The organism is Olleya sp. HaHaR_3_96 (genome assembly GCF_019278545.1).
Taxonomy (GTDB): domain Bacteria; phylum Bacteroidota; class Bacteroidia; order Flavobacteriales; family Flavobacteriaceae; genus Olleya.
On the sequence record NZ_CP058987.1, the window covers coordinates 39588 to 65873 of the forward strand.

23 protein-coding genes and 1 tRNA gene are annotated in these 26286 nt (G+C 34.5%); 12 read left to right on the forward strand and 12 right to left on the reverse strand.

Going from position 1 to position 26286, the window contains the following annotated elements; genetic code table 11:
- Nucleotides 1–86: 86 nt before the first annotated feature.
- A tRNA-Gly gene (locus H0I26_RS00175) sits at nt 87–159 on the reverse strand.
- Between the two features lie 173 nt (nt 160–332).
- Between H0I26_RS00175 and H0I26_RS00180 the strand changes: the two genes are divergently transcribed.
- Both H0I26_RS00180 and H0I26_RS00185 read left to right on the forward strand, forming a co-directional pair.
- The gene (locus H0I26_RS00180; RefSeq protein WP_218700508.1) at nt 333–5270 is read left to right on the forward strand and encodes a beta strand repeat-containing protein; all 4938 of its coding nucleotides are present in this window, start codon (nt 333–335) and stop codon (nt 5268–5270) included.
- The gene (locus H0I26_RS00185; protein WP_218700509.1) at nt 5263–6411 is read left to right on the forward strand and encodes a gliding motility-associated C-terminal domain-containing protein; all 1149 of its coding nucleotides are present in this window, start codon (nt 5263–5265) and stop codon (nt 6409–6411) included. The genes H0I26_RS00180 and H0I26_RS00185 overlap by 8 nt, the downstream gene beginning before the upstream one ends.
- 3 nt (nt 6412–6414) lie before the next feature.
- On the opposite strand, the gene H0I26_RS00190 is transcribed toward H0I26_RS00185, so the two are convergent.
- Complete coding sequence (locus tag H0I26_RS00190; protein ID WP_218700510.1) at nt 6415–6840, reverse strand: GNAT family N-acetyltransferase; 426 nt, start codon at nt 6838–6840, stop codon at nt 6415–6417.
- Between the two features lie 30 nt (nt 6841–6870).
- Here H0I26_RS00190 and H0I26_RS00195 point away from each other — a divergent pair, with 30 nt between their 5' ends.
- The 5 genes from H0I26_RS00195 to H0I26_RS00215 all read left to right on the forward strand — a co-directional run bounded on the left by H0I26_RS00195 (nt 6871) and on the right by H0I26_RS00215 (nt 12226).
- The gene (locus tag H0I26_RS00195; RefSeq protein ID WP_256935218.1) at nt 6871–7386 is read left to right on the forward strand and encodes a GNAT family N-acetyltransferase; all 516 of its coding nucleotides are present in this window, start codon (nt 6871–6873) and stop codon (nt 7384–7386) included.
- Nucleotides 7383–8111 (forward strand): M15 family metallopeptidase, encoded by a 729-nt coding sequence (locus H0I26_RS00200; RefSeq protein ID WP_218700511.1) that lies wholly within the window; start codon nt 7383–7385, stop codon nt 8109–8111. Before H0I26_RS00195 ends, H0I26_RS00200 begins: the two co-directional genes overlap by 4 nt.
- A gap of 25 nt (nt 8112–8136) precedes the next feature.
- Nucleotides 8137–8904, forward strand: coding sequence for a M48 family metalloprotease (locus H0I26_RS00205; protein WP_218701999.1), 768 nt, complete (start codon nt 8137–8139; stop codon nt 8902–8904).
- Nucleotides 8905–8984: 80 nt separating this feature from the next.
- The gene (gene gpmI / locus H0I26_RS00210; protein ID WP_218700512.1) at nt 8985–10502 is read left to right on the forward strand and encodes a 2,3-bisphosphoglycerate-independent phosphoglycerate mutase; all 1518 of its coding nucleotides are present in this window, start codon (nt 8985–8987) and stop codon (nt 10500–10502) included.
- A 1322-nt stretch (nt 10503–11824) separates the two neighbouring features.
- Nucleotides 11825–12226: a BT0820 family HAD-type phosphatase gene (locus H0I26_RS00215; protein ID WP_218700513.1), complete on the forward strand. Its 402-nt coding sequence runs from the start codon at nt 11825–11827 to the stop codon at nt 12224–12226.
- Between the two features lie 3 nt (nt 12227–12229).
- Here H0I26_RS00215 and H0I26_RS00220 read toward each other — a convergent pair whose 3' ends face one another.
- Nucleotides 12230–13501, reverse strand: coding sequence for an acetyl-CoA hydrolase/transferase family protein (locus tag H0I26_RS00220; RefSeq protein ID WP_218700514.1), 1272 nt, complete (start codon nt 13499–13501; stop codon nt 12230–12232).
- A 120-nt stretch (nt 13502–13621) separates the two neighbouring features.
- Between H0I26_RS00220 and map the strand changes: the two genes are divergently transcribed.
- The 4 genes from map to H0I26_RS00240 are packed head-to-tail and all read left to right on the forward strand — an operon-like array spanning nt 13622 to nt 16391.
- The gene (gene map, locus H0I26_RS00225; protein ID WP_218700515.1) at nt 13622–14440 is read left to right on the forward strand and encodes a type I methionyl aminopeptidase; all 819 of its coding nucleotides are present in this window, start codon (nt 13622–13624) and stop codon (nt 14438–14440) included.
- Between the two features lie 6 nt (nt 14441–14446).
- Nucleotides 14447–15226, forward strand: a complete 780-nt coding sequence (locus H0I26_RS00230; protein WP_218700516.1) for a DUF3050 domain-containing protein — start codon at nt 14447–14449, stop codon at nt 15224–15226.
- A 4-nt stretch (nt 15227–15230) separates the two neighbouring features.
- Nucleotides 15231–16004, forward strand: coding sequence for a class I SAM-dependent methyltransferase (locus tag H0I26_RS00235; protein ID WP_218700517.1), 774 nt, complete (start codon nt 15231–15233; stop codon nt 16002–16004).
- An 18-nt stretch (nt 16005–16022) separates the two neighbouring features.
- The gene (locus H0I26_RS00240) at nt 16023–16391 is read left to right on the forward strand and encodes a DUF423 domain-containing protein (RefSeq protein WP_218700518.1); all 369 of its coding nucleotides are present in this window, start codon (nt 16023–16025) and stop codon (nt 16389–16391) included.
- A 3-nt stretch (nt 16392–16394) separates the two neighbouring features.
- Here the strand turns inward: H0I26_RS00240 and H0I26_RS00245 are convergent, their stop codons facing one another.
- The 9 genes from H0I26_RS00245 to H0I26_RS00285 form a co-directional block, all read right to left on the reverse strand.
- On the reverse strand, nt 16395–17375 hold the full coding sequence (locus tag H0I26_RS00245; RefSeq protein WP_218700519.1) for an FAD:protein FMN transferase: 981 nt from the start codon (nt 17373–17375) through the stop codon (nt 16395–16397).
- A 61-nt stretch (nt 17376–17436) separates the two neighbouring features.
- Nucleotides 17437–17814 (reverse strand): Na(+)-translocating NADH-quinone reductase subunit F, encoded by a 378-nt coding sequence (locus tag H0I26_RS00250; protein ID WP_218700520.1) that lies wholly within the window; start codon nt 17812–17814, stop codon nt 17437–17439.
- Nucleotides 17815–17867: 53 nt separating this feature from the next.
- On the reverse strand, nt 17868–18734 hold the full coding sequence (locus H0I26_RS00255; protein WP_218700521.1) for a DUF4846 domain-containing protein: 867 nt from the start codon (nt 18732–18734) through the stop codon (nt 17868–17870).
- A gap of 88 nt (nt 18735–18822) precedes the next feature.
- Complete coding sequence (gene nqrF, locus H0I26_RS00260) at nt 18823–20136, reverse strand: NADH:ubiquinone reductase (Na(+)-transporting) subunit F (protein WP_218700522.1); 1314 nt, start codon at nt 20134–20136, stop codon at nt 18823–18825.
- Nucleotide 20137: 1 nt separating this feature from the next.
- On the reverse strand, nt 20138–20854 hold the full coding sequence (nqrE, locus tag H0I26_RS00265; protein ID WP_218700523.1) for an NADH:ubiquinone reductase (Na(+)-transporting) subunit E: 717 nt from the start codon (nt 20852–20854) through the stop codon (nt 20138–20140).
- A gap of 5 nt (nt 20855–20859) precedes the next feature.
- On the reverse strand, nt 20860–21504 hold the full coding sequence (locus tag H0I26_RS00270; RefSeq protein ID WP_218700524.1) for an NADH:ubiquinone reductase (Na(+)-transporting) subunit D: 645 nt from the start codon (nt 21502–21504) through the stop codon (nt 20860–20862).
- Nucleotides 21505–21506: 2 nt separating this feature from the next.
- Nucleotides 21507–22268 carry a Na(+)-translocating NADH-quinone reductase subunit C gene (locus H0I26_RS00275; protein ID WP_218700525.1) on the reverse strand — a complete coding sequence of 254 codons (762 nt, stop codon included), beginning with the start codon at nt 22266–22268 and terminating at the stop codon, nt 21507–21509.
- Between the two features lie 2 nt (nt 22269–22270).
- The gene (locus tag H0I26_RS00280; RefSeq protein ID WP_218700526.1) at nt 22271–23485 is read right to left on the reverse strand and encodes an NADH:ubiquinone reductase (Na(+)-transporting) subunit B; all 1215 of its coding nucleotides are present in this window, start codon (nt 23483–23485) and stop codon (nt 22271–22273) included.
- On the reverse strand, nt 23485–24840 hold the full coding sequence (locus H0I26_RS00285; RefSeq protein ID WP_101015266.1) for a Na(+)-translocating NADH-quinone reductase subunit A: 1356 nt from the start codon (nt 24838–24840) through the stop codon (nt 23485–23487). The genes H0I26_RS00280 and H0I26_RS00285 overlap by 1 nt, the downstream gene beginning before the upstream one ends.
- Nucleotides 24841–25033: 193 nt before the next feature.
- On the opposite strand from H0I26_RS00285, the gene H0I26_RS00290 reads away from it, so the two are divergent.
- Nucleotides 25034–26284: a type IX secretion system plug protein domain-containing protein gene (locus H0I26_RS00290; protein WP_218700527.1), complete on the forward strand. Its 1251-nt coding sequence runs from the start codon at nt 25034–25036 to the stop codon at nt 26282–26284.
- The last annotated feature ends 2 nt before the right edge of the window (nt 26285–26286 follow it).

Sequence of the window (26286 nt, forward strand, 5' to 3'; positions counted from 1 at the left end):
ACGGGATTAACTACTTGAAAACATACATAAATACTACTTCATATTATTCCACAAAAAAAGCTTCATCGTTATGATGAAGCTTTTAGAGCGAGAGACCAGGTTCGAACTGGCGACATTCAGCTTGGAAGGCTGACGCTCTACCAACTGAGCTACTCTCGCATTTCCGATGGCAAAGATACTACTTATTCTCAAATAACAACTATTTTTTATTAAAAATTTTAATGTTTTTAAACAGCTTTATTTTACCGTTCGTCGATAGATACCTAATAAACAGAACTGATTTGTTAAAAAAACAAGAAATCTTCCTTATTTTAGTATTAAAATCCCAAATAATGAAAAAGTTTTTACTAGTCCTAATTCTTTTACTTTCCTCAAATTTATTTGCCCAAGTAAAAATAGGTAACAACCCTCAAACTATAGATCAAAATTCAATCTTAGAATTAGAAAGCTCGGACAAAGCATTAGTCGTAACAAGACTATCTGATTCCGAAATGAATACTATTACTCCTCTGAACGGAGCAATAGTCTATAACACAGACTTCCATTGTTTATTTCAGTTTAACAACAACTCTTGGACAAGTCTTTGTGTTGATGTTATGGCAAATGAAACGATCACAGCTCTTGTGGATAATAATGATGGCTCTATTAGTTATGTCAGTGAAGATGGTGCTATTACAATTATTAATAAATCTGCCCTGATTGATAATGGTGACGGGACCTATACTTTTGATAACGGCAACGGGACACCAATAACACTGGATGTTTCTGCGTTAGAAACTGTTACTACGCTTTTAAATAACACGGATGGCACATTTACTTATACCTCAGAAGACGGCACTATTACGATCGTTGATACAAACAGTGCCGAAACATTAACAGCCATTGTGCTTAATACCGATAACGCGAGTATCGATTACACGGACGAAGATGGCATCGTAACAAACCTTAATCTTGCAGCAATCGTTGATAATCTAGAAGCAATAACCACCATCGTTGATAATAACAACGGAACATTAACATATACTAATGAAGACGGTGTTGCCACAACTTTAGATGTTGCTGATTTAGAAACGCTAACAACCATAGCGCTTAATACCGATAATACTAGTATTGATTATACGGACGAAGATGGCATCGTAACTAATCTAAATCTTGCAGCAATCATCGCCAACTTAGAAGCAATAACTACTATCGTTGATAATAACGACGGAACATTAACATATACCGATGAAGACGGTGTTGCGACAACTTTAGATATTGCAAACCTAGAAACGCTAACAACGATTGCTCTTAATACCGATAACGCGAGTATCGATTATACAGATGAAGATGGCGTAGTCACCAATCTTAATCTTGCAACAGTCATCGCAAACCTAGAAGCACTAACTACTATCGTTGATAATAATGATGGAACATTAACATATACCGATGAAGATGGTGTTGCGACAACTTTAGATATTGCCAACCTAGAAACATTAACAACGATTGCTCTTAATACCGATAACGCGAGTATCGATTATACAGATGAAGATGGCGTGGTCACCAATCTTAATCTTGCAACAGTCATCGCAAACCTAGAAGCACTAACTACTATCGTTGATAATAACGACGGAACATTAACATATACCGATGAAGATGGTGTTGCGACAACTCTTAATGTTGCAAACTTAGAAACGCTAACAACGATTGCTCTTAATACCGATAACGCGAGTATCGATTACGCAGATGAAGATGGTATCGTAACTAATCTTAATCTTACAGCAATCATCGCCAACCTAGAAGCACTAACAACTATCGTTGATAATAACAACGGAACATTAACATATACCGATGAAGATGGTGTTGCGACAACTCTTGATGTTGCAAACTTAGAAACGCTAACAACGATTGCTCTCAATACCGATAACGCGAGTATCGATTATAAAGACGAAGATGGCATCGTAACAAACCTTAATCTTACAGCAATCATCGCCAACCTAGAAGCACTAACAACTATCGTTGATAATAACGACGGAACATTAACATATACCGATGAAGATGGTGTTGCGACAACTTTAGATATTGCCAACCTAGAAACATTAACAACTATTGCTCTTAATACCGATAACGCGAGTATCGATTACACAGATGAAGATGGCATCGTAACAAACCTTAATCTTACAGCAATCATCGCCAACCTAGAAGCACTAACAACTATCGTTGATAATAACGACGGAACATTAACATATACCGATGAAGATGGTGTTGCGACAACTTTAGATATTGCCAACCTGGAAACATTAACAACTATTGCTCTTAATACCGATAACGCGAGTATTGATTATAAAGATGAAGATGGCTTAGTAACCAATCTTAATCTTACAGCAATCATCGCCAACCTAGAAGCACTAACTACTATCGTTGATAATAACGACGGAACATTAACATATACCGATGAAGACGGCGATGCCACAACTCTTGATGTTGCAAACTTAGAAACATTAACAACGATTGCTCTTAATACCGATAACGCGAGTATCGATTATAAAGACGAAGATGGCTTAGTAACCAATCTTAATCTTGCAGCAGTCATCGCAAATCTAGAAACATTAACCACTATCGTTGATAATAACAACGGAACATTAACATATACCGATGAAGACGGCGATGCCACAACTCTTGATGTTGCAAACTTAGAAACATTAACAACGATTGCTCTTAATACCGATAACGCAAGTATCGATTATAAAGACGAAGATGGTATCGTAACTAATCTTAATCTTACAGCAATCATCGCCAACCTAGAAGCACTAACCACTATCGTTGATAATAACGACGGAACATTAACATATACCGATGAAGACGGTAATCCAACAATAATCGATGCTTCAAATTTAGAAACATTAACAACCATAACAAATAATGGCGATCTAACTTACACTTATTTAAATGAAGATGGAGCACCTGTGGTAATTTCAGTAATTGATAATGATAACGACTCAGCAAATGAACTACAAGATTTGTTTCTAAATGGAACAGAACTTCAATTATCTACTCCAGGAACGACTGGGAATTTAGTCAACTTAACTGACCAAATTACATTACCAATGTTTGCCAATGGAACAAACACAAACGATGAAATATATTGGAACGGCACAGATTGGGTCTATGGTACTCGTGTTGCAACTGTCAATTTAATCAGTCCTGATGCTGATGGAAACATTAATATACCCATTGGAAATGTTTATACCGGACCAACTACATCAACAGGGCAGATTGGACCAAATGAAATAAATGGAACACCTCAAGAAGGAGATATATACGTAGTAAATAGTGATGCTCCTGACCCTGCTCAAGTTGGAAACACCTATATATATGATGCAGACACTATGGACTGGATTGCTATCGATCCTTTTAACGCTGCACTTTACGACCCAAGATATGTTAACGTCACTGGAGATACTATGGTTGGTAATTTAGACATGAGTTCAAATACTATTACAAGTCTAGGCACTCCAACAGGAGCTTCAGATGCAACCCCAAAATCTTATATTGACGCCATTGGTTTAGTCGACAATGGAGATGGTTCTTTTAGTTTACAAAAACCGGACGGCACTATTGATTCAGTATCAAAAGCGACACTTACGGCAAACTTAGATGGAACTTATACTTTTAATAATAACGATGGAAATCCAATAACTATAGATATTTCTCAATTAGAAACTCTAACAACCATTGCACTCGATACCGATAATACCAATATTAATTACACAGATGAGGACGGAGTTACAACTCCATTAGATTTAACAAATATCGTGGAAAACTTAGAAACTGTTACCACCTTAGTTAATAACACAAACGGGACTTTTACCTACACCTCAGAAGATGGCACAATTACTATTTATGACGAAACAACTACAACTATTGCATTAAATACTGATGACACAAACATTGACTATACTGATGAAAATGGTATGCTAACCGCATTAAATCTTACAGACCTTGTGGACAACCTAGAAACCGTAACAACATTAGCATTCAACACGACCTCTAATCAACTAGAATATTTAGATGAAAATGGAACAGCGAATGCTGTTGATCTAAGTTCAATAGTACACACAGGGACACAAGGATCAGTATTTTTTGCTGGAGCAGATGGCAATCCCACAGAAAATAACACACAATTATTTTGGGATAACACAAACAACAGAATGGGTATAGGCACAAATACACCTGACAATAAGCTACAAGTTACTGGAGCTATACGTTCTGCAGGCTTCCTTAACTCGGATGGTAATACAGGAGAACCGGCATATAGATTTACTGACGACACAAACACAGGATTATATAGTCCTGCTGCTGATGAGATAGGTCTTGCTGTAGGAGGTTTAGAAGCTGTCAATATTGATGAGACAAGTGGCGCAACAACAGTAACTATAAATGAAACTTTAGATTTAGATGGCGCTGTTCTTGATAAAAATGACTCCCCTGGAACACCTGGACAAGTACTAACATCAACGAGCACCGGAACAGAATGGGCAAGTGGAAATGATGCGGATTCAGACCCTACAAATGAACACAATACCGCATTTACTTCAGACGGAACAAACCTAACAATTACAGATGGTGGTGGAGCACTTAACGTGCCTCTTACCGATTTAGATTCGGAAGTAACACAAGTTGTTACTAGTGGAAAAACTATTGCTACTCACGAAAATGCTTCTGGCGTGAGTACTAATATTGTAGAAACCATTACAACATTAGTTGATAACACAGATGGGACTGTTACTTACACTAACGAGGACAATGTCACTACTACTGTAGGTATTGTAGGACCTCAAGGCGCAACTGGACCTGTAGGCCCTTCAGGAACATACATCGGTCACTTTGTAATCTCCACAACTGGAAGCCAAATAATTACAGGACTTCCTTTTCAACCTTCGCAAGTATCGTTTCAAGCCTATCCAAATATTGAAAGTGAAAATATAGACGAAGACAATGGTCTTGGCAATAACAATAATGGCTTTAATAATTCTTTTGGAGGAATGACTGGTTACGCAAGAGGCACGACGCAACAAGTCATTTATGTTGGAGGTAGCGGTTCGTCTATTAATGATATTTCTCGATACGCTTCAAGCTCTCACTGTATAGGTGTTAGATACTCAAATAATAACGGAGACAATTTAGGCTTAACCTCTGCGAGTTTTACTTCATTTGATGCCACCGGGTTTACGATAAACGTAGATAACAAAACAGAAAACATATTAGTAATTTACACAGCTTATGAATAAGACAATCGCCATTATAATAATATTTACTGTTCTGTTTTCACAAAGTGGAAAATCACAAACAGCTTTTCATAATTTTGGTAATGTTCAAATACATAACCAGGGAGCCATGGGGTTTCATACCGACCTACAAAACGATGGAAATTTCAATCAGAACTTAGGCTTAGCAGGGTTTTATAGTATCGCTGACCCACTAACAATATCTGGAACTAAAATACCTCGTTTTTTTGATATTGAAGTTACAGTTGATGATCATTTATTTTTAGAAATCAATACAGAAGTAACAAACGGGGTTGATTATTTAATAGGAGATGTTATTACTCCTAGATTAAACCCAAACATCTCTCTAGACTATTTAAACAATGCAGTATACGCACTAGAAGATGATTTAAGAAATGTAGATGGATACACCTCCGTTAATAGTGATCAATCTTTTGTGTTTCCTATTGGTCAAGACGATAAATTTAGACCTTTAATTACACCTGCTCAACCTAGTGTGGTGAAGTTTAGTGCGGCCTACTTTAATGAAGACCCAAACTTCCCTTCTACTTTTACAAATGCTTTTGACACTACCCTTTTTGAAGGTATTATTAACCAAGTTAGTACAGAAGAATTTTGGGATTTTGATGGTAAAAACCCAACCTATGTCACATTAACCTGGAATCAAGAAAGTCAAATAGATAATTTAGTTTCTGACGTAATGAACTTAAGAGTTGTAGGTTGGAGTAAAACCATGAACAAATGGTTAGACTTAGGTAACTCTTCAATTACTGGCGATATAAACAATGGTACTATTAGCTCTGTCGAGTTTACCCCAGAAGATTACGAAATTATCACCTTTGGAGCCTTAATAGGTAGTGATGGTTTAAACGTGTACAACGCAATTACTCCTAATGGTGATCAATTAAACGACGTCTTTGTTATTGAAGGTGTAGAACTGTTTAAAAACAACTTACAGATTTTTAACCGATGGGGAAGAATTGTTTATGATGCAGAAAATTATGACAATTCTTTTAATGGCGTAGCTAATAAAGAAATCGTTGGTACACAAGGTGAAAAACTACCAGTTGGTACTTATTTTTATGTATTGCAACTAACAGAAGAAAACAAAAGTTATTCAGGTTGGATTTATCTTACGTACTAAACTTTACAAAGTTTTATAAAAGTGATACCCAAAAATTTCATACCCTTCGTTATAATAAAACTTATGTGAAGGGTAATTTTGAACATAAGTATTTAATTCAGAACTATTACACCCTTTACTAGCAGCGTAACTATAAAGCCACTTAAAAAATTGCTTACCTAAACCTTTACCTTGATAGGAATCCTCAATATAAACATGGTCTACTTCCATACTTTTCCCTGCATAATGTCTCGTTTGGAACCACATACCAGAAATCCCAATTAATGCGTCGCCGTCATAAACCCCTGCACATTCATAATTTTGTTCCACCATTTCAGCAAAACGTTCTTTTAAAATCGTATCCGAATTTTTATTATTCGTTAATTTTTGCACCAAAGGAATAATGCTATTAATATTTTCTTTTTCGATTATTTTAAAGCTGAAAGACATTGGTATTATTTTCAACAAAATTAGTTAATTTTGAAACATAACATTATTACAAATTATAGATTTAACACGATGATGTCCGACAATTTATATTCAAAAGAGTCTCTACCCTTTTCTATCAAACCCATTACAGGATTAGAAACGATACCTGTACGACAAGAAGTCTTGCGTAAAGGCAAACCTGTTGAAGCCTGTATATTCCCACAAGACAACTTAGATAACACTTATCATTTTGGGTTATTTACAAATACTAAACTAGTAGGTGTCTGCTCTTTTGTTGCAGAGCAATCCCCTTTATTTAAAGACCCAATACAATATAGATTAAGAGCAATGGGGGTTTTAGAAAACTATCAAGGTTTACATTTTGGGAAACACTTATTAACCCATGGTATAGACTATTTAAAAACTAAAAATATTGATCGCTTATGGTTTAATGCTCGTATTATTGCATTAAATTTTTATAAAAATAACGGTTTTACAACTATTGGAGAAGTCTTTGATATCCCAGAAGTAGGACCACATTATCTAATGCACAAATCACTAAAATGAAAAAACAACACTTCTACAAATATCTGATAATAGCGTGTATCACATTTGCTACACTACCACAATTCGCGTTTTATCAATCGTCTATTTCTAATGACGAATTAATAGGAAAAGGAACACCAAAACTATTTGGTAATGGATACAATCTTAGAGCGGAAGCAAATACCGCATTCAAAAAAATGCAAGCTGCAGCCTTAAAAGATGGTATTAGCATTGGCGCAGTATCAAGTTACAGAGGTTTTGCTCACCAAAAACGCATTTGGGAACGCAAGTTTAAAAGCAATAAAGCCAAAGGCTTATCTGACATGGCAAACATCAAAAAAATTATAGAATACTCTACAATCCCAGGAACCTCTAGACACCATTGGGGAACGGACATTGATATTTACCAAACTAATGTCAAGCAACCAAAAAATGTTTTGTTACCTAAAAACTTTCACGCTAATGGACCTTACTGCAAACTTAAAGAATGGACGGACGCTAACGCTGCCAAATATGGTTTCTATTTAGTGTATACAGATAATGCAAACCGTAAAGGGTTTAAATACGAACCTTGGCATTTTAGTTACAAAGCATTATCCTCTGAATATTTAAAAGCCTACAAAACATTAAACATCTCTGAAATATTAAAAAAAGAAGCTTTATCTGGAAGCGATTCTTTTTCAGAACCATTTATAAATCAATACATCAACCAAAATATTTTAGATATTAACCCAGAACTTTTGTAAATTGTAAGAGTACACAATTTTAACTATAATGAGAGGAAATTTAAAAGGACGACTACTAATCGGTTTATGTATAGCTGCTTTTTTTGGCTTTAAATACTGCAGTCAACAAGAAGTAAACCCCTATACAGGTAAAAGACAAGCGATATCCATGACTACGGATCAAGAAATCCAAATGGGTCTACAAAGTCGTGATCAAATGGCTGCCCAACATGGCGGTTTGTATCCAAACGAAAAACACCAAGCATTAGTCGATAATGTAGGTAACAAACTAGTTAATAGCAGTATTGCTAAAGAAACACCATATAAATATGAATTCCACTTACTAGCAGATCCTAATACCATTAATGCTTTTGCCTTACCCGGAGGTCAAATATTTATTACTTACGCGTTATATTCTCAGTTAGAAAACGAAGATCAATTAGCAGGTGTTTTAGGACACGAAATTGGTCACGTTTTAGGAAAACATAGTGCAGAACGTATTGCTAATTCAGAGCTTTGGCAAGGCTTATCTACAGCCGGATCTGTAGGTGCCGATGCTGGAGGTTTTATACAACAATACGGAATGACAAAACTATTGACTAATGGTCGTGATGACGAGTTAGAAAGCGATGATTTAGGCGTTAGATTTATGCTTCGCGCAGGTTATAACCCAGAGGAAATGATTAAAGTCATGGAGATTTTAAAACGCGCAGCAGGACCAAACAGACAACCAGAATTTCAAAGTACACATCCGGACCCAGACAACCGTATCGAAGAAATCAGAAAGTCGATTAAAAAATACTCGGCAAACTAAAACGTTATCGTAAACAAACCTTAAAGTCCTGCAATTGCAGGACTTTAGTTTTTATATTTGTATATACAAAATCTAATAAAATGAACAAAAAAGTAATCTTAATGATTTTAGATGGCTGGGGAAAATCTCCTGATCCAAAGGTCTCTGCAATAGATAATGCTAACACACCTTTTATAGATAGTTTATACCACAATTATCCAAATGCACAGCTTCGTACAGATGGGTTACACGTTGGCTTACCAGAAGGTCAAATGGGTAATAGTGAAGTTGGACACATGAACTTAGGTGCAGGACGCATTGTCTATCAAGATTTAGCTAAAATCAACCTAGCTATTGATAACAATACACTTGCAAAAGAACACGTATTACAAGACGCTTTTAAATATGCTAAAGCGAATAATAAAAATATTCATTTTTTAGGATTATTAAGTGATGGCGGTGTCCATTCTCACATTAATCACTTGAAAGGATTAATTGATGCTACTGAAGCTTCTGGTGTAGAAAATGCTTATATCCATGCTTTTACAGATGGTCGTGATGTCGATCCAAAATCTGGAAAAGGATTTGTTCAAGATTTAGAAACATTTACTAAAAATAAAAACACAAAACTAGCTAGTTTAACCGGTCGTTACTATGCAATGGATCGTGATAACCGTTGGGAACGTATTAAATTAGCATACGACGCCTTAGTTAATGGTACAGGCGAATTATCTAATGATTTACCACAAAGTGTGCAAAACCATTATGATGCTGATATTACAGACGAATTTATAAAGCCAATCATAAAATCAAATGCTGAAGGGCTTCCCTTAACAACCATTAAAGAAGACGACGTTGTTATCTTTTTTAACTTCAGAACAGACCGTGGACGTGAGTTAACCGATGCCCTATATCAAAATGATCATCACGAACAAAACATGCATAAATTAAACTTGTACTATGTGACCATGACCAATTATGGTGATGCCTTTACAGGAATTCATGTCGTGTTTGATAAAGATAATATTACAGAAACCTTAGGTGAGGTTCTAGAAAAAAACAATAAAACACAAATACGAATTGCCGAAACTGAAAAATATCCTCACGTAACCTTTTTCTTTTCTGGTGGACAAGAAACTCCTTTTAAAGGAGAAAGTCGCATCTTAAAAAATTCGCCTAAAGTCGCTACTTACGATTTAAAGCCTGAAATGTCTGCGTTTGAATTAACAGATGCTTTAGTCCCTGAATTAGAAAAAGAAACAACGGATTTTGTCTGTTTAAATTTTGCAAATGGTGATATGGTCGGTCATACAGGATCAATGTCTGCAGCAATACAAGCTTGCGAAGTGGTTGATAAATGTGTAAAACAAGTCGTGACTACTGCTTTAGCACATGGATATACGACACTATTAATCGCTGACCATGGTAATTGCGAAACCATGATTAATCCTGATGGATCTCCGAATACAGCACATACTACTAATCCAGTCCCACTTATTTTAATTGACAAGGAGTTAAAAGAGATAAAGGATGGTGTTTTAGGTGATATGGCACCAACTATTTTAAAACTAATGGGCATTGAACAACCAAAAGCAATGACTTGTCATAGCTTAGCCTAACTAAAATTAAACATCAAAAAACGTCCTATTCTTAATCAATAGGACGTTTTTTTTGTTTCAGAAATAAGATACTCAAACAAACAATTATAAATCTTTCAATTCACTTAACCCCTCTTTCTTTTTATTTCTTTTAAGGTGAAATAAAAATTCATTCTCCTCTTAAAATAAGAGGAAAGCTAATAGCATTCGTATCTTAATACAATCTCACTTTACTCGTACATCAGTTCAACTGAATTTTGATGTACAAAAAAAGTGTATCTAGAACTCCTCTTTAATTCTTCTAGACTTTTATAATAACGGCATCGACTCTTATCATTCTAAAATCAAAAATCACCAACACACCCAATCGCTTTTTCTTTTCGCTTCTATTAAAGTGAAATAAAAACTCATCCTCGTCTTAAAATAAGAGGAGAGCTAATAGCATTCATATCTTAATACAATCTCATTTTAGTCATACGTCAGTTCGAGTGCTTTTTGAGGAACGAAAAAAATGTATCGAGAACCCCTCTTTAATTCTTCTAGACTTTTACAATAACGGCATCGACTCTTATCATTCTAAATCAAAAATCACCAACAAACACAATCTCTTTTTCTTTTCAGTGCTATTAAAGTGAAATAAAAATTCATCCTCCTCTTAAAATAAGAGGAGAGCTAATGCATTAATATCTTAATACAACCTCACTTTATTCGTACGTCAGTTCGAGTACTTTTTAAGGAACGAAAAAAATGTATCGAGAACTTCTCTTTAATTCTTCTAGACTTTTACAATAACAGCATCGACTCTTTTCATTCTAAAATCAAAAATCACCAACAAACCCAGCCCCTCTTTCTTTTCAGTTCTATTAAAGTGAAATAAAAATTCATCCTCCTCTTAAAATAAGAGGAGAGCTAATAGCATTCATATCTTAATACAATCTCATTTTAGTCATACGTCAGTTCGAGTGCTTTTTGAGGAACGAAAAAAGTGTATCGAGAACTCCTCTTTAATTCTTCTAGACTTTTACAATAACGGCATCGGCTCTTTTCATTCTAAAATCAAAAATCACCAACAAACCCAGCCCCTCTTTCTTTTCAGTTCTATTAAAGTGAAATAAAAATTCATCCTCCTCTTAAAATAAGAGGAAAGCTAAAATACCCCTATTTATAATATAACCTCATTTTAGTCATACGTCAGTTCGAGTGCTTTTTCAGGTACGAGAAAAGTGTATCGAGAACCCCTCTCTAAATAGTTTTAAGATTTATTCTAGTTAAAGTACAACTACAAAGGCTACCCTGTCTTTTATTAATAATTATTGTATTTTTGAATTCAATTTTTATATAAAATGAAGCTTTCTAAAGGACTTATAATTGCAGTAGATTTTGATGGAACCATCGTAGAAGATGGATATCCAGGCATTGGACAAGAACGTCTATTTGCTTTCGAAACCTTAAAGCGCTTGCAAGCTGATGGGCATCGCTTAATTTTATGGACCTACAGACACGGAAAAAAACTAGACGAGGCTGTTGCTTATTGTCAAGACAATGGGATTACCTTCTATGCGGTAAACCAAAGTTTCCCTGAAGAGGTCTTTAAAAATGAAGTTAGCAGAAAAATCCATGCCGATCTTTTTATTGATGACCGCAATATTGGTGGCATTTTAGGTTGGGGAGAAATCTATCAGATGCTAACTAATGACACTCCCCAACTACCAAAACCAAAGAAAAAAAGTTGGTTTAAGTTTTAATTACTAGTATTTTATCAAATCAAAGTACTGCCTATCCACTAGTTCTCTATGATCTGGATGCGCAATATTAACTAATGCTTTTACACGCTCTTTAATTGTTTTCCCAAATAAATTAGCCACACCATATTCTGTTACTACATAATGTACGTGTGATCGTGTTGTAACCACGCCAGCACCAGGTTTTAATGTTGGCACAATTCTACTAATTCCTTTTCTAGTCACTGATGGTAGTGCTATAATTGCTTTACCACCTTCGCTTAAAGAAGCCCCTCTAATAAAATCCATTTGTCCCCCAACTCCAGAATACATGTGTGCACCAATACTATCAGCACAAACTTGCCCAGTAACATCCACTTCTATCGCGCTATTAATGGCTACCATTTTAGGATTCTGTTTAATAATGGACACGTCGTTTGTATAATTTGATGCTCTCATTTCAACAAAAGGGTTATCATCTACATAATCATACAAACGTTGCGACCCCACTAAAAAAGTAGATAACGCACGCCCTCTATTAATAGCTTTGTAGTTTCCGTTTATTACATTTTTCAAAATTAAATCAATAACACCATCAGAAAACATTTCAGTATGTAGCCCTAAATCTTTATGATTTACCAATCTAGTTAGCACAGCATTAGGTATAGAACCAATACCCATTTGCAACGTACTTCGGTCTTCTATTAAATTAGCAACATAATCACCAATAGTATTTTCAATAGCTGTCGGCTCTACCATATCATGACCTGGTAATGGTTGATGACTTTCTACAAACGTATCAATCTCTGACACATGGATAATACCCGCACCATGTGTTCTTGGCATAAATTTATTAACCTGAGCAATTACAGTTGTTGCATTATCTATTGCTGCTAAAGTCGCTTCAACAGAAACACCCAAAGAGCAATACCCGTGTTTATCTGGTACAGACACATGTATAAAAGCAACATCTATATCAATAATATTACGTTTAAACAACACTGGCAACTCACTCAAAAAAACAGGTGTGTATGAGCCATTACCCGCTCTTAACGTATGTCTCACATTTTTCCCAATAAAAAAAGAATTAACATGAAAACTATCTTTCAACTCTGGATTAGCATAAGGCGCTTCTCCTTCTGTATGTAAATGACATACTTCCACATGACGCAATTCTTCGTGTCTTTTGGTCATGGCCTGAATCAACGATTGAGGTGCTGCAGCAGCAGCCTGAATATATACGCGATTATTAGATTTTATAACTTTTACAGCTTCTTCTGCAGTGACTGATGCAAACATAATTTTAATTTTAGATGACAAAAATACTATTTAAGACGACATTAAAACCTGTTAAATGTCATGTCTTCAAAATCAAAAAAACGGTTTATTTTAAGTATATTTGCACATATTTTTTTAAGCATGATTATAGTAAAAACAAAAGAAGAAATAGAATTAATGCGTGCAGCTGCATTAGTTGTTTCTAAAACATTAGGAGAAGTTGCTAAAGCAATAAAACCAGGTGTTACAACCCTACAATTAGATAAAATTGCAGAAGAACATATTAGAGATTTAGGTGCCGTTCCTGGGTTTTTAGGATTATATGATTTTCCTAACACCCTATGTATGAGTCCAAACTCTCAGGTTGTTCACGGTATACCCAACAACACACCATTAGTAGAAGGTGATATTATATCTGTTGACTGTGGTTCTATTTTAAACGGGTATTACGGAGATCATGCCTATACTTTTGCTATCGGTGACATTGCTCCTGAAACAGAAAAATTACTTCAAGTCACTAAGGAATCTTTATACGTTGGTATTAAAGAATTGAAAGTCGGTAATCGCGTTGGAGATGTGGGGTATGCTATTCAAAAATATTGTGAAGACCATGGTTATGGTGTTGTACGTGAATTAGTAGGTCATGGTTTAGGAACCAAAATGCATGAAGATCCAGAAATGCCTAATTACGGTAAACGTGGACGCGGTAAAAAGTTTATTGAAGGTATGGTTGTGGCTATTGAGCCTATGATAAACCTTGGTACGCAACGTATCAAACAACACAGAGATGGTTGGACAATTACCACTTTAGACGATAAGCCAAGTGCACATTTTGAACATGATATTGCTATTGTAGATGGTAAACCAGAATTACTATCAACCTTTGCTTACATCTATGATGCTTTAGGAATTGTTAGTAATGAAGAAGATGAGTTTAGACAAAATCCTTTAGTTTTATAATTGATAATGACCATTACGACTTTAGAAGACAAACTGAAACCTCTAAGACACCAATTGAATACACATAAATTGTATTCTGTTTTAAATAACTTAAAGGATGTTAGCGTATTTATGGAACAGCATGTCTATGCCGTTTGGGATTTTATGTCTTTACTAAAAGCACTACAAAATCAATTGACCACCACGACGTTACCTTGGGTTCCAGTTACCAATCCCGCTACTGCTAGATTTATAAATGAAATAGTTTTAGGTGAAGAAAGTGACATTAACGAATTAGGTGTTGCACAAAGTCATTTTGAAATGTACTTGGAAGCGATGGATCAAATTGATGCCGATACAAGCCAAATTCAGCTTTTAGTTTCTAATTTACAAAACGGACTATCCGTTACAGAAGCATTAACTAAAGTTAAACTAAATACAGAAACTTTAAAGTTTGTTGAATTTACGTTTGAAGTTATTGATACCAACAAAGTACATAAAATAGCAGCCGCATTTACCTTTGGTCGTGAAGATGTGATTCCTGATATGTTTTTCCAAATTATCAACCAATCCAAAACGAATAGCAACTCCTATAGTAAATTAACGTATTATCTTAAACGTCATATCGAATTAGATGGTGACGAGCATGGACCTCTATCTTTAAAAATGATTGAAGAACTATGTGGTCAGGATACTACTAAATGGAATGACGTTTTAGAAGTTTCAAAATTAGCTCTACAACATCGCATTACCTTATGGGATGGTATTTATAATTTAATTACATCACCTACATTAGAAGAAGCCTAAGTCCTTGAAAAAACTATTCAAATTAGTATTAAATACGATTCCTAGACCTTTATTAATAAGACTAAGCTATTTGGCACGTCCCGTTTTAGCCTTCTTTTTAAGAGGAAACACCTTTACGGACCCTATTGATGGTAAAAGTTTTAAAAGCTTTTTATCTTACGGTTATGGTACACAACGCGACAATGTCTTATCTCCATCAACTTTAAGTTTAGAGCGCCACCGGTTATTATGGTTGTATTTACAAAATGAAACTAGTTTTTTTACGCCAACTGAAGACAAAAAGAAAGTGCTTCATTTTGCCCCAGAGCAATGTTTTTTGAAGCGTTTTAGAGCCTTAGAAAACATCGACTATACAACGACTGATTTATTATCTCCAATTGCAGACGTAAAAGCCGACATATGTAACCTTCCTTTTGAAGATAACACCTATGACGTCATCTTATGTAATCATGTCTTAGAGCATATCCCGGATGACACTAAAGCAATGCAAGAATTGTTTCGTGTTATGAAACCTGGCGGTTATGGCGTATTTCAGATTCCGCAAGACTTAAGTAGACAGACCACATTTGAAGATAATACAATTACAGATAAAAAGGAACGCGCTAAAATATTTGGACAGTATGACCATGTGCGCGTGTATGGCTACGACTATTTTAACAAACTTAGAGACATTGGTTTTATGGTTAATGAAGTTGATTATACGGCCAAGCTTTCCGCGAAAGCGATAGAAAAATACTGCTTAGCTCCAGGAGAAATTATTCCTGTAGTCTATAAATAAACAAAAACGGCCTTTATAATGACACAATATATAATACTTTCAACTGGTGCTTTTTTCGGGATGTTATCGGTTATTTTTGGAGCGTTTGGAGCACATGCTTTAAAAAAGATTTTATCTACTGATCAATTACACAGCTTTGAGGTTGGGGTTAAATACCAAATGTATCATGCTATTGTACTATTGGCTCTAGGTTTAAACAACACCCCTATTTCTGCCGCAATATACTGGTGTTTTACAATTGGGATTATACTCTTTTCTTTTAGTATTTACGGATTAATTTTATCTGATGCAAAAGGGAAAAAATTACGATTTTTGGGACCAATTACACCACTTGGAGGATTACTTTTAGTAGCAGGTTGGTTATTACTACTAGTATCTGCCTTTTAAAACCTAATTAGTCTTAAATCCATTAAATGCTTTGGTTTCTAATGTGTTTTTATCGTTTTCGAAAATCAAATACGCTTGTAACTCTGGATGTTTAGACATAAAGTAATCTACTTTTTTAACTCCCATAGCCTGAAAAGCTGTAGCATAGCCATCTGCCATCATACAATTATCAGCAATTACCGAAACGCTTAAAATATTAGTTTTTGTGGGATACCCCGTTTTTGTATTGATAATATGTGCATATTTATTACCGTTTTCATCAATTTTAAATTTACGGTAAGTCCCTGAAGTCGCCATAGCCTTATCTTTTAAAACTAACGTTTTATTATAACTTTGAGACTCGTCAAAATTTGGATTTTCAATTCCCACAGTCCACCCTTTCTGTTTATTAAGATGTATGCCTTTTGCTCTTAACTCGCCTCCTATATCCACAAGATAATTTTTGACGTTTTTAGTTTCTAAAAAATCAGCAATAACATCAACACCATAGCCTTTAGCTATTGCATTAAAATCAATAAATGATGCTGTAGGCTTTTTAATTGTATGACCTACAAGTCCTACTCTATTTAAACCAACAAAACGCATTAAACTATCCACTTTTATGCTATCTAAAGCCGTTTTGTTTTTTTCAGAACCAAAGTTCCAACCATTTACTAAACGTCCTATTGTTGGATCAAAAACACCTTCTGTTTCTCTATAAATTTGTTTGGCTGCTTTTAAAACGGTTATAAAGTGATTATCTACAGTTACCACTTCATTTCTATTTAATTTAGAAATGTCAGAATCTGATTGATAGTTTGATAACGACTTATTAATAACTACAAATAAACTATCAAAAGACTTAGTATAACTTGTACCCTCAGTATCATAATACTGGACACTATAACTAGTCCCAAACATTGGTCCAGATACTTTTAATAATTGTGGTTCTTTTTTACATGACAGAACAGTGATGGCACACAGCATTATAATCAGATTTTTCATGGTAATAAACATTTGTGATGGCAGTATGAACACACAACGTTAATCATAAACGCCGAAAAGATTAATTTAAGTTTGTTTCGATAAGTTGAATTCCGTTGTACTCTATTAAATACTCTTCATTTAAATAAATAGGCAAGTCTTCTCCTTTAGGGTTCCCAAGGCCGACACCGGCATATAAGACTTTAGAATTATGTTCTATTGCATGTTGTTTAAAAGATTCCATCCATACAATATCATAATTATTAGCATTATCAGGAAGCATAACTGCCCGAACAATAACAAAAAAATACTGTTTATTTTTATCCATGCATACAAACTGTGGTTGCTTTTTAAGCTGACTGTTTATAGCAATAAATTCAAAACCACGTTTTTCTAGGTCTTTACCGACGTGATTCATGGCTAGATTATGTAACTCTTGTTTAGAAAGTGCTTTACTCATATTGCAAAAATAAAGCTTATTTCGCTTTCGCGGAATAAAAGCAGAGTAACAAATTACTTAAATCTTACAAATTTAGAATTGTAAAACGTAAAATTAGACACAGGTATAACTGTATCCATTTCTAAATTATACCACGGAGTTATAACTGCATCCTCCAGATTTTTAACTAGATGTACACTCTGTGCTGGTGTATTACCTTGAAATAATAAGAACAACTTTTCACCTTTAGTATTAATAACTTCGTCCGCCAACATCACAATATGTCCTGGACTACCTCCTAAAATAAGCATATCACCAATTTTCAACGCTTCTACATCGGTTATAGACTTTAACTCATTATACAATGATAATGTACCAGAGTACATATAAATTAAATTTAAATATTTATAAAAATTAGCTTTACTAGAATCTGCTCGAGCCGTTTTACTAAAAGACACTTTATTACCATCTACCTTCGGTCTAAAACCAGCAGCGTATTTACTCCAAGAACAATAATGCCCTGAGGTAAATTTAAAGCCTATTTCGTCCTTTCTATTATTATCCCATAGGTATTCACTTCTTATTCTAATTAAAGCATCTGCACATTGCTGTAAACCATTTTTAGGCACAGGGATTTCTAAAATACCAATATGTCCCTTCTGCCAGTAATATTCAGAATCATCATAATTAATAATCTTACTTCCAAAAGGTTTTAGTTTATAGTTTCTGATATAGTCTTCAAAACTACCCGTAGGATAATTAGCTCTTTTATAACCTACAGGAGTATTCACTCGTGAAGCAATAGTCAAACCGTCCTTATCAATGTTATTAAAGGTAGTAGATACCGCATTAACCAACTGTTTTATTGGTGCTGGGCTTAGTTTATATACCAATAATACAAGCGTGACAATAATTAAAATAATAAGTGAAACTTTTCTCATACTACAATAAAACGAAAAAACCCAATACTTTCGTATTGGGTTTAGAATCTATTAAGATATATTTATAATAACTTTAAGAAATCAATTTTTATCCTCCAAAGTCATCAAATCTGATGTTTTCATCATCAAGACCAAAATCTTCTCCCATTTTCTGAACTGCTTGGTTCATTAATGGTGGTCCACAAAAATATAATTCTATATCTTCTGGTGCTTCGTGCTTAGATAAATATTGATCGATTACTACTTGGTGAATAAACCCTGTGAATCCATCTCCATTAGGATCTTCGACATCCTTTTTAATTTGCCAATTATCTGCTTCCGTAGGATCTGATAATGCAATAAAGAACTTGAAATTCGGGAAATCTTTTTCTAAAGCTCTAAAGTAATGGATGTAAAATAATTCTGCTTTAGAACGTCCACCATACCAATACGTTACTTTTCTTCCTGTTTTTAATGTTCTAAATAACTCATATAAGTGAGAACGCATTGGTGCCATACCAGCTCCACCACCTACATAAAGCATTTCTGCTTCAGAGTCATTTATAAAGAATTCACCGTAAGGTCCAGAAATTGTTACTTTATCTCCAACCTTTTGGTTAAAGATATAAGACGATGCTACTCCTGGATTAACATCCATCCAGCCACCTTTAGCACGATCAAAAGGCGGTGTTGCAACACGTACATTAAGCATAATTTTTCTTCCTTCCGCTGGGTAAGATGCCATAGAGTAAGCTCTTTCCACTAACTCAGCATTTTTCATTACTAACGGTCTTAATCCAAACTTATCCCAATCTGCTTCAAATTTATTAGGCTCTCCTGGATGATCTTCAGGGTGTGCCGTAACATCCATCTCTGAATATTTAATTTCGCAGTTAGGAATTTCAATTTGAATATACCCACCAGCTTTATAGTTCATATCCTCAGGGATCTCCACTACAAACTCTTTAATAAAGGTTGCTACGTTGTAGTTAGACACTACTGTTGCTTCCCATTTTTTAATTCCGAAAACTTCTTCTGGAATTGTAATCTCCATATCTTGTTTCACCTTTACTTGACAAGATAAACGTGCACCATGTGCTAATTCTTTTCTTGAAAAGTGAGGTGTTTCAGTTGGTAATGCTTCTCCTCCACCAGATAGTACGTGACACTCGCATTGAATACAAGTTCCACCTCCACCACAAGCAGATGGTAAAAATATTTTATTACTACCTAAAGTAGATAATAATGAACCTCCTGAAGATACTTCTATTTCTCTCTCACCATTAATCAAGATTTTTACTGGTCCTGATGGTGATAATTTTTGTTTTACAAAAAGTAGTAAACTTACTAATACTAGCGTAATAAGTAAAAACGCTACTACAGTTACTATTACTGTTCCTCCTGTTCCTGCTGCTAAAATCATATTACTCTACTATTTTAGTATTGTTAGCTAATTCTTTTTTATCCACAGACAACGTTTTTACTTCAGTTGTCGTTTCTTCTTTAGGTGCTTCTTCGTCTCCTCCGGTTAACATCCCTCCAAAACTTAAAAACCCAATTCCCATTAACCCTGTAATGATAAATGTGATTCCTAACCCTCTTAAAGGTGCAGGTACATTACTGTATCTAATCTTTTCTCTAATTGCTGCAATAGCAAGAATTGCTAAAAACCAACCAATACCTGAAGAGATACCATAATTAAATGCTAAACCTAAAGTTTCAATTTCTCTAGATTGCATAAATAATGACCCTCCTAAAATGGCACAGTTTACTGCAATAAGTGGTAAGAAAATACCTAATGAGTTATATAATGATGGTGAAAACTTCTCTACCACTATCTCTACTAATTGTACCATTGTTGCAATGGTAGCAATAAACATGATAAATGATAAGAAACTTAAATCATAATCTACATATTCTGCTCCTAACCAAGATAATGCTCCTGGTTGTAAAATGTATTGATCCAATAACCAGTTTAATGGCACTGTAATCGCTAATACAAATATTACTGCTGCTCCTAAACCAACAGCTGTTGCTACTTTTTTAGATACTGCAAGGTAAGAGCACATTCCTAAGAATACTGCAAATACCATGTTGTCTATAAAAATTGACTTGAAAAATAATTCTATATGTTCCATCATTGTTGTTAGTCTTCGATTAATGCTTTATTTCTACTACGTTGTACCCAGATAATTAAACCAACAATTATTAATGCCATTGGAGGCATTAACATAAATCCGTTGTTCTCATATCCAATAGAGTAAACTCCTGTTTTCTCGATTGGATCTCCTAATACTGGAATTCCGAAAAGTGTACCAGAACCTAAAAGTTCTCTAAAAAATCCAACGATTAAAAGAATAATTGCATACCCTAACGCATTACCAATTCCATCAAGAAATGATCTCCATGGTTTGTTTGCTAAAGCAAAGGCTTCAAAACGTCCCATAATAATACAGTTAGTAATAATTAGTCCAACAAATACCGATAATGTTTTACTTAACTCATAAGCAAAAGCTTTTAATACTTGATCCACTATAATTACTAAAGCAGCAACTACAATAAGTTGAACAATAATTCTAATTTTAGAAGGTATAATGTTTCTCATTAAAGAGATTACCACGTTACCAATTCCTAATACAAACATTACAGCAATACCCATTACCAACGACGCTTTTAACTCTGCGGTAATAGCTAAAGCAGAACAAATACCTAATACTTGAATAGTAATTGGGTTATTATCTGCTAAAGGATCTGTTATTAACTTTGCGTCTTTTTTTGAAAGTAGTCCCATAATTAATTGCTAGATAGTTTTTTTAAATTCTCGAAATACGGTTGGTATAACTTTAAATCTTTTTTAATCATTGCAGAGACACCATCACCTGTGATAGTTGCTCCTGCTAATGCATCAACTTCGTAATCATCTTTAATTAAATTTTTAGGGTCATTATTACCTTTAGCGACAGTAATACCTTTAAAAGCACCTGCATCTGTTAGTAATTTTTCACCATAAAAATCATCCATAAAGTAACGTTGCTTAATGTTAGCCCCTAAACCTGGTGTTTCACCTGCGTGATCAAAGAAAGTTCCTTGAACAACCATGTTTTCATCTAAAGCGACATAACCCCAAATAGCATCCCAAAGTCCTTTACCTCTTATTGGCGCGATATAAAATGTTTTACCATCTTTTTCTCCAATAAATAACGGCAAACGTCTTGTTCCTCCATTTTTAGCTTTTGCTTGTTCTTTTTTAACATCAATTAAGTATGCTTCATTATCTTCTTTAGTTACACCATTTTCAATAACTAATTGTTTAGTGATGTATGTTGAGAAATCTCCAGCAACTTTATCCGTAGATACAAAAGTGATATCTCCATCACCTTCGTTACCATTAACTCCCATTGCATACAGAATATTCTGCTGCATTTCCATTCTTCTGTTTTCAGCAATATTTGGTTTTAATGTTGCTGCCGTAAATGCCAATAAAGACCCTACAACTAGCACCATTACAATTGCAAATATTACGGTATATGAATTTTTATCTGTGTCCATTGCCATGATTATGCTGTTTTAACTTTTAAACGTTTCATTCTGCGTTTTACGTTTCCTTGTATTACGTAATGGTCAATTGTTGGTGCAAAGACATTCATTAATAGAATCGCTAAGAATACACCTTCTGGATACGCTGGATTAAATACACGAATCATTATTGAAATGAAACCAATTAAAAACCCATAAATCCATTTACCTTTATTTGTTTGAGATGCAGTTACTGGATCTGTTGCCATATATACAGCGCCAAATAAGATACTACCAATTATTAAATGTTGCCAGAAAGGGACATTCATTAATCCATAAAACTTACTTGATTCTCCTATCCATTCTGCAGAAACAACACCATTAAATATTAATCCCATTGTTAAAGCTCCAATTAAAGTAGACACTATAATTCTCCAGCTTCCTACTTTTGTAAAAATCAAGAATAATGCACCAAGGATGATTAATAATTTAGAGGTTTCTCCTACTGAACCAGGAATAAACCCAAAAAACATATCCATATAATCAATACCCGCTAAACTACTGTTTTGAGCATAAGCACCAAGTAACGTTTCTCCAGAAATAGCATCTGCTGTTCCTGCACGCTCTACTGCTTCGTGTACCCACACTTTATCTCCTGACATCCAAGTTGGATAAGCAAAGAATAAAAAAGCACGTATCGTTAATGCTGGGTTTAGAATATTCATTCCTGTACCACCAAAAACTTCTTTACCGATAACCACACCAAACACAACTGCTACAGATAACATCCATAATGGAATATCAACTGGTACAATTAATGGCACTAACATACCTGTAACCAAGTAACCTTCTTCCACTTCGTGACCTTTAATTACTGCAAAAATAAATTCTACAAGAAGACCAACGCCATAGGATACAATTACTAATGGTAATACTGTCCAAGCTCCAACTACAAAGTTATCCCAAGTCAAAAAGTTTGCGAATAAAGACGCTTCTCTTGTTAAACCTGCAGCAGCATCAATAGCTGCATAATGTTGGTAACCTGCATTAAAAATACCAAAAATCAAACATGGCACTAAAGCCATAATTACAATATTCATGGTACGTTTTAAATCATCTGCTGCCTTAATATGCGTTCCACCATGAGTGGTTTCATTTGGCAAATATAAAAAAGTATGTATTGCGTTAAACGCTGGAGCCATCTTGGTTCCTTTATACTTTTCTTTTAATTTATGTAAATTACTTTTTAAGCCCATTATCCTATTTCTTTAAGCATTAAGTCCAATCCTTCTCTAATTATCTTTTGATGCGGTTGTTTAGATACACAAACAAATTCTGTCAAAGCAAAATCTTCTGGTGCAACTTCGTACATACCTAAAGCTTCCATTTCATCTAAATCCTTATACATACAAGATTTTAAAATTTGCATAGGAAAGATGTCTAATGGAAATACCTCTTCGTAATTACCAGTAATAACAAAAGCGCGGTGCTCTCCGTTAGTATTAGTATTTAAATCGAACTTTTTGTTAGGTGTTAACCATGAAAAAGTTAAGGCTCTTGAAGTCGACACTTTGTTAAATACTGGCTTATTCCATCCAAAAAACTCATAATCATCTCCTTCAGGAATTACAGTAATGGTATTACTATAATAATCTAGATAGCCATCTGGTTTAATTTGCTTTCCTGATAATACATTACCAGAAATGATACGATCATTACCATCCTTATCTACACCGTTATCATAAATCATAGTTGCGATTTCGCTTCCTAATTTAGTTTTAAAATAACGTGGCTTTTTAACAGAAGATCCAACCAAAGCAACAGTGCGCTCTGCATTAAATTTTCCCGTTAATAATAGCTCACCAATAATAACAAGATCTTGAGCGTTTATAGTCCAAACAACCTCGCCTTTATTTACTGGATCTATTTTATTAATCTGTGTTCCGACATTTCCTGATGGATGCGGACCAGAGACTTTATGTAACGTGATGTCTGATAATCCTGCTAAAGGAGAATTTCCTTTTTTAGCAACACTAACATGCACTTTACCATCTGTTAATTTACTTAAAGCAGTAACTGCAGCTTGCAACTGTGCTTCTTTACCTTGTAGCACATAATCCAAATCTGCGACTAAAGGTGCACTAGCATAAGCAGATATAAATATCGCTTTAGGCTTGTTGCTCGGGTTTGCAATAACATCGTACGGACGTTGCTTCACAAATGCCCAACATCCAGATTCTAGTAATCGCGCTTTAATGTCTTCCGCTTTCGCTGAATTTACATCTAGCGTACCAAAATCATGAAATGATTGTTCCTTGTCTGCTTGAATTTTTACTGAAAGAATTTTTCTTTTTTCACCTCGAGCTATCTCGATAATCTCTCCAGAAACTGGGGATACAAACTTTACCGCTTCATTAGACTTGTCATAAAAGACAGGCTCACCCGCTTTTACTCTTGCGCCTTCTTTTGCAGCTAATTTTGGTGTAACTTGGTGAAAATCCTCAGGTTTTATTGAATAAAAATTGCTAATAATAGCACTTTCGGTTGCCTTTTCGGCTTCCCCGACTAATTTAATATCCAGACCTTTTTTAATCTTAATGTCGTTTGACATATTATAAATCTATTTGTTAATAGTTATACTGATTGTGATTTTTATAGGCTTAAAAATCGGTGCAAAAATACAAATTAATAACAAAACCTCTTTCAGTAGCACACTGTAGTTGTTCTATTTATAATTATTCTAAATAACAAAAAGAACTTAGGCATAGATTTTGTTTATATTTGTTATTAAAAATCGTCTACAAATGCCTGTAAATATTAAATACTTTGTAATTAGCTTTCTAATTTTTTCAACTGGATTTTCTCAGGTCGAAGAGATTATACCTCCCGATTATATTAAAACCATTTATTTTAATGGTGGCACATCAGAAAGTCAATTACCAATCATCCCTTTAGGAGAGTCTTTAGTATTAGAATTTGATGCCTTAAATGGAGATGAAGAAGATTACTATTACGAAATAAAACATTATAATTTTGATTGGACGCCTTCCATTTTAGTCGAATCAGAATACCTTGATGGCTTTGACGAACAGCGCATTAGAACTTATGAAAACTCTTTTAACACGCTACAAACTTTTTCACACTACAAACTATCTATCCCAAATCAATTTACAAAAAGCATCAAATTAACTGGTAATTACATGATTACCATTTACGATGATTATGACGACATCATTTTTACTAGAAAATTTATGGTTTATCAGCAACAAGCCAATGTTGCTTTACAAATTAAACGTTCTAGAGATGTCTCTACTATTGCCGAAAAACAATCTGTAGATATTTCAATAACCTCTAGCCAAATCCAATTTGTTAATCCTAAACAAACAATCAAAACGGTCGTTATACAAAACAACAATTTAAACACAGCGATAACGGATTTAGAACCACAATATATTTTAGGAAACGAATTAACATATCGCTACAATGATGCCTCAAGTTTTCTTGGTGGTAACGAGTTTTTTAATTTTGAAAACAAAGAAATACGTGCTGCCAATAATGGTGTTCAATACATACGTTTAGATGATTTATACCAAACCTACTTATACACGAACATTTCTAGAGCGGACTTAAAATACACCTACAACCCAGATATTAACGGAAACTTTTTTATTACCGCTTTAAATGCTGAAAAACCAGAAACTGAAGCGGATTATGCTTGGGTTCATTTTGCGCTGCAATATCCTAAATTAAACCCTGGACAAACACTACATGTCTATGGAAACTTTAATAATTACGCTATTGAACCGCAAACAGAGTTACATCGCGAAACAGACGACACTATTTATAGCGTCGCGATCCGTTTAAAACAAGGGTTTTACAATTACAAATATGTCATTGTTGATCAAGAGGGCCATATAGACGAAAACACTATTGGTGGCAGCTTTTGGCAAACAGAAAATGACTATAAAGTATTAGTCTACTACAGAGAATTAGGCGCTAGATATGATAAAATCATTGGTTTAGGTGAAACAAACTCTGTTGGAATCACTAATTAACT

Coding starts and splice junctions, on each gene's coding strand:
- H0I26_RS00185 (WP_218700509.1), top strand. CDS start 5,263: ATGAATAAGACAATCGCCATTATAATAATATTTACTGTTCTGTTTTCA.
- H0I26_RS00230 (WP_218700516.1), top strand. CDS start 14,447: ATGACCATTACGACTTTAGAAGACAAACTGAAACCTCTAAGACACCAA.
- H0I26_RS00285 (WP_101015266.1), bottom strand. CDS start 24,840: ATGTCAAACGACATTAAGATTAAAAAAGGTCTGGATATTAAATTAGTC.
- H0I26_RS00240 (WP_218700518.1), top strand. CDS start 16,023: ATGACACAATATATAATACTTTCAACTGGTGCTTTTTTCGGGATGTTA.
- H0I26_RS00250 (WP_218700520.1), bottom strand. CDS start 17,814: ATGAGTAAAGCACTTTCTAAACAAGAGTTACATAATCTAGCCATGAAT.
- H0I26_RS00280 (WP_218700526.1), bottom strand. CDS start 23,485: ATGGGCTTAAAAAGTAATTTACATAAATTAAAAGAAAAGTATAAAGGA.
- map (WP_218700515.1), top strand. CDS start 13,622: ATGATTATAGTAAAAACAAAAGAAGAAATAGAATTAATGCGTGCAGCT.
- H0I26_RS00255 (WP_218700521.1), bottom strand. CDS start 18,734: ATGAGAAAAGTTTCACTTATTATTTTAATTATTGTCACGCTTGTATTA.
- H0I26_RS00270 (WP_218700524.1), bottom strand. CDS start 21,504: ATGGGACTACTTTCAAAAAAAGACGCAAAGTTAATAACAGATCCTTTA.
- H0I26_RS00190 (WP_218700510.1), bottom strand. CDS start 6,840: ATGTCTTTCAGCTTTAAAATAATCGAAAAAGAAAATATTAATAGCATT.
- H0I26_RS00275 (WP_218700525.1), bottom strand. CDS start 22,268: ATGGCAATGGACACAGATAAAAATTCATATACCGTAATATTTGCAATT.
- H0I26_RS00180 (WP_218700508.1), top strand. CDS start 333: ATGAAAAAGTTTTTACTAGTCCTAATTCTTTTACTTTCCTCAAATTTA.
- nqrE (WP_218700523.1), bottom strand. CDS start 20,854: ATGATGGAACATATAGAATTATTTTTCAAGTCAATTTTTATAGACAAC.
- gpmI (WP_218700512.1), top strand. CDS start 8,985: ATGAACAAAAAAGTAATCTTAATGATTTTAGATGGCTGGGGAAAATCT.
- H0I26_RS00245 (WP_218700519.1), bottom strand. CDS start 17,375: ATGAAAAATCTGATTATAATGCTGTGTGCCATCACTGTTCTGTCATGT.
- H0I26_RS00290 (WP_218700527.1), top strand. CDS start 25,034: ATGCCTGTAAATATTAAATACTTTGTAATTAGCTTTCTAATTTTTTCA.
- H0I26_RS00200 (WP_218700511.1), top strand. CDS start 7,383: ATGAAAAAACAACACTTCTACAAATATCTGATAATAGCGTGTATCACA.
- nqrF (WP_218700522.1), bottom strand. CDS start 20,136: ATGATTTTAGCAGCAGGAACAGGAGGAACAGTAATAGTAACTGTAGTA.
- H0I26_RS00215 (WP_218700513.1), top strand. CDS start 11,825: ATGAAGCTTTCTAAAGGACTTATAATTGCAGTAGATTTTGATGGAACC.
- H0I26_RS00220 (WP_218700514.1), bottom strand. CDS start 13,501: ATGTTTGCATCAGTCACTGCAGAAGAAGCTGTAAAAGTTATAAAATCT.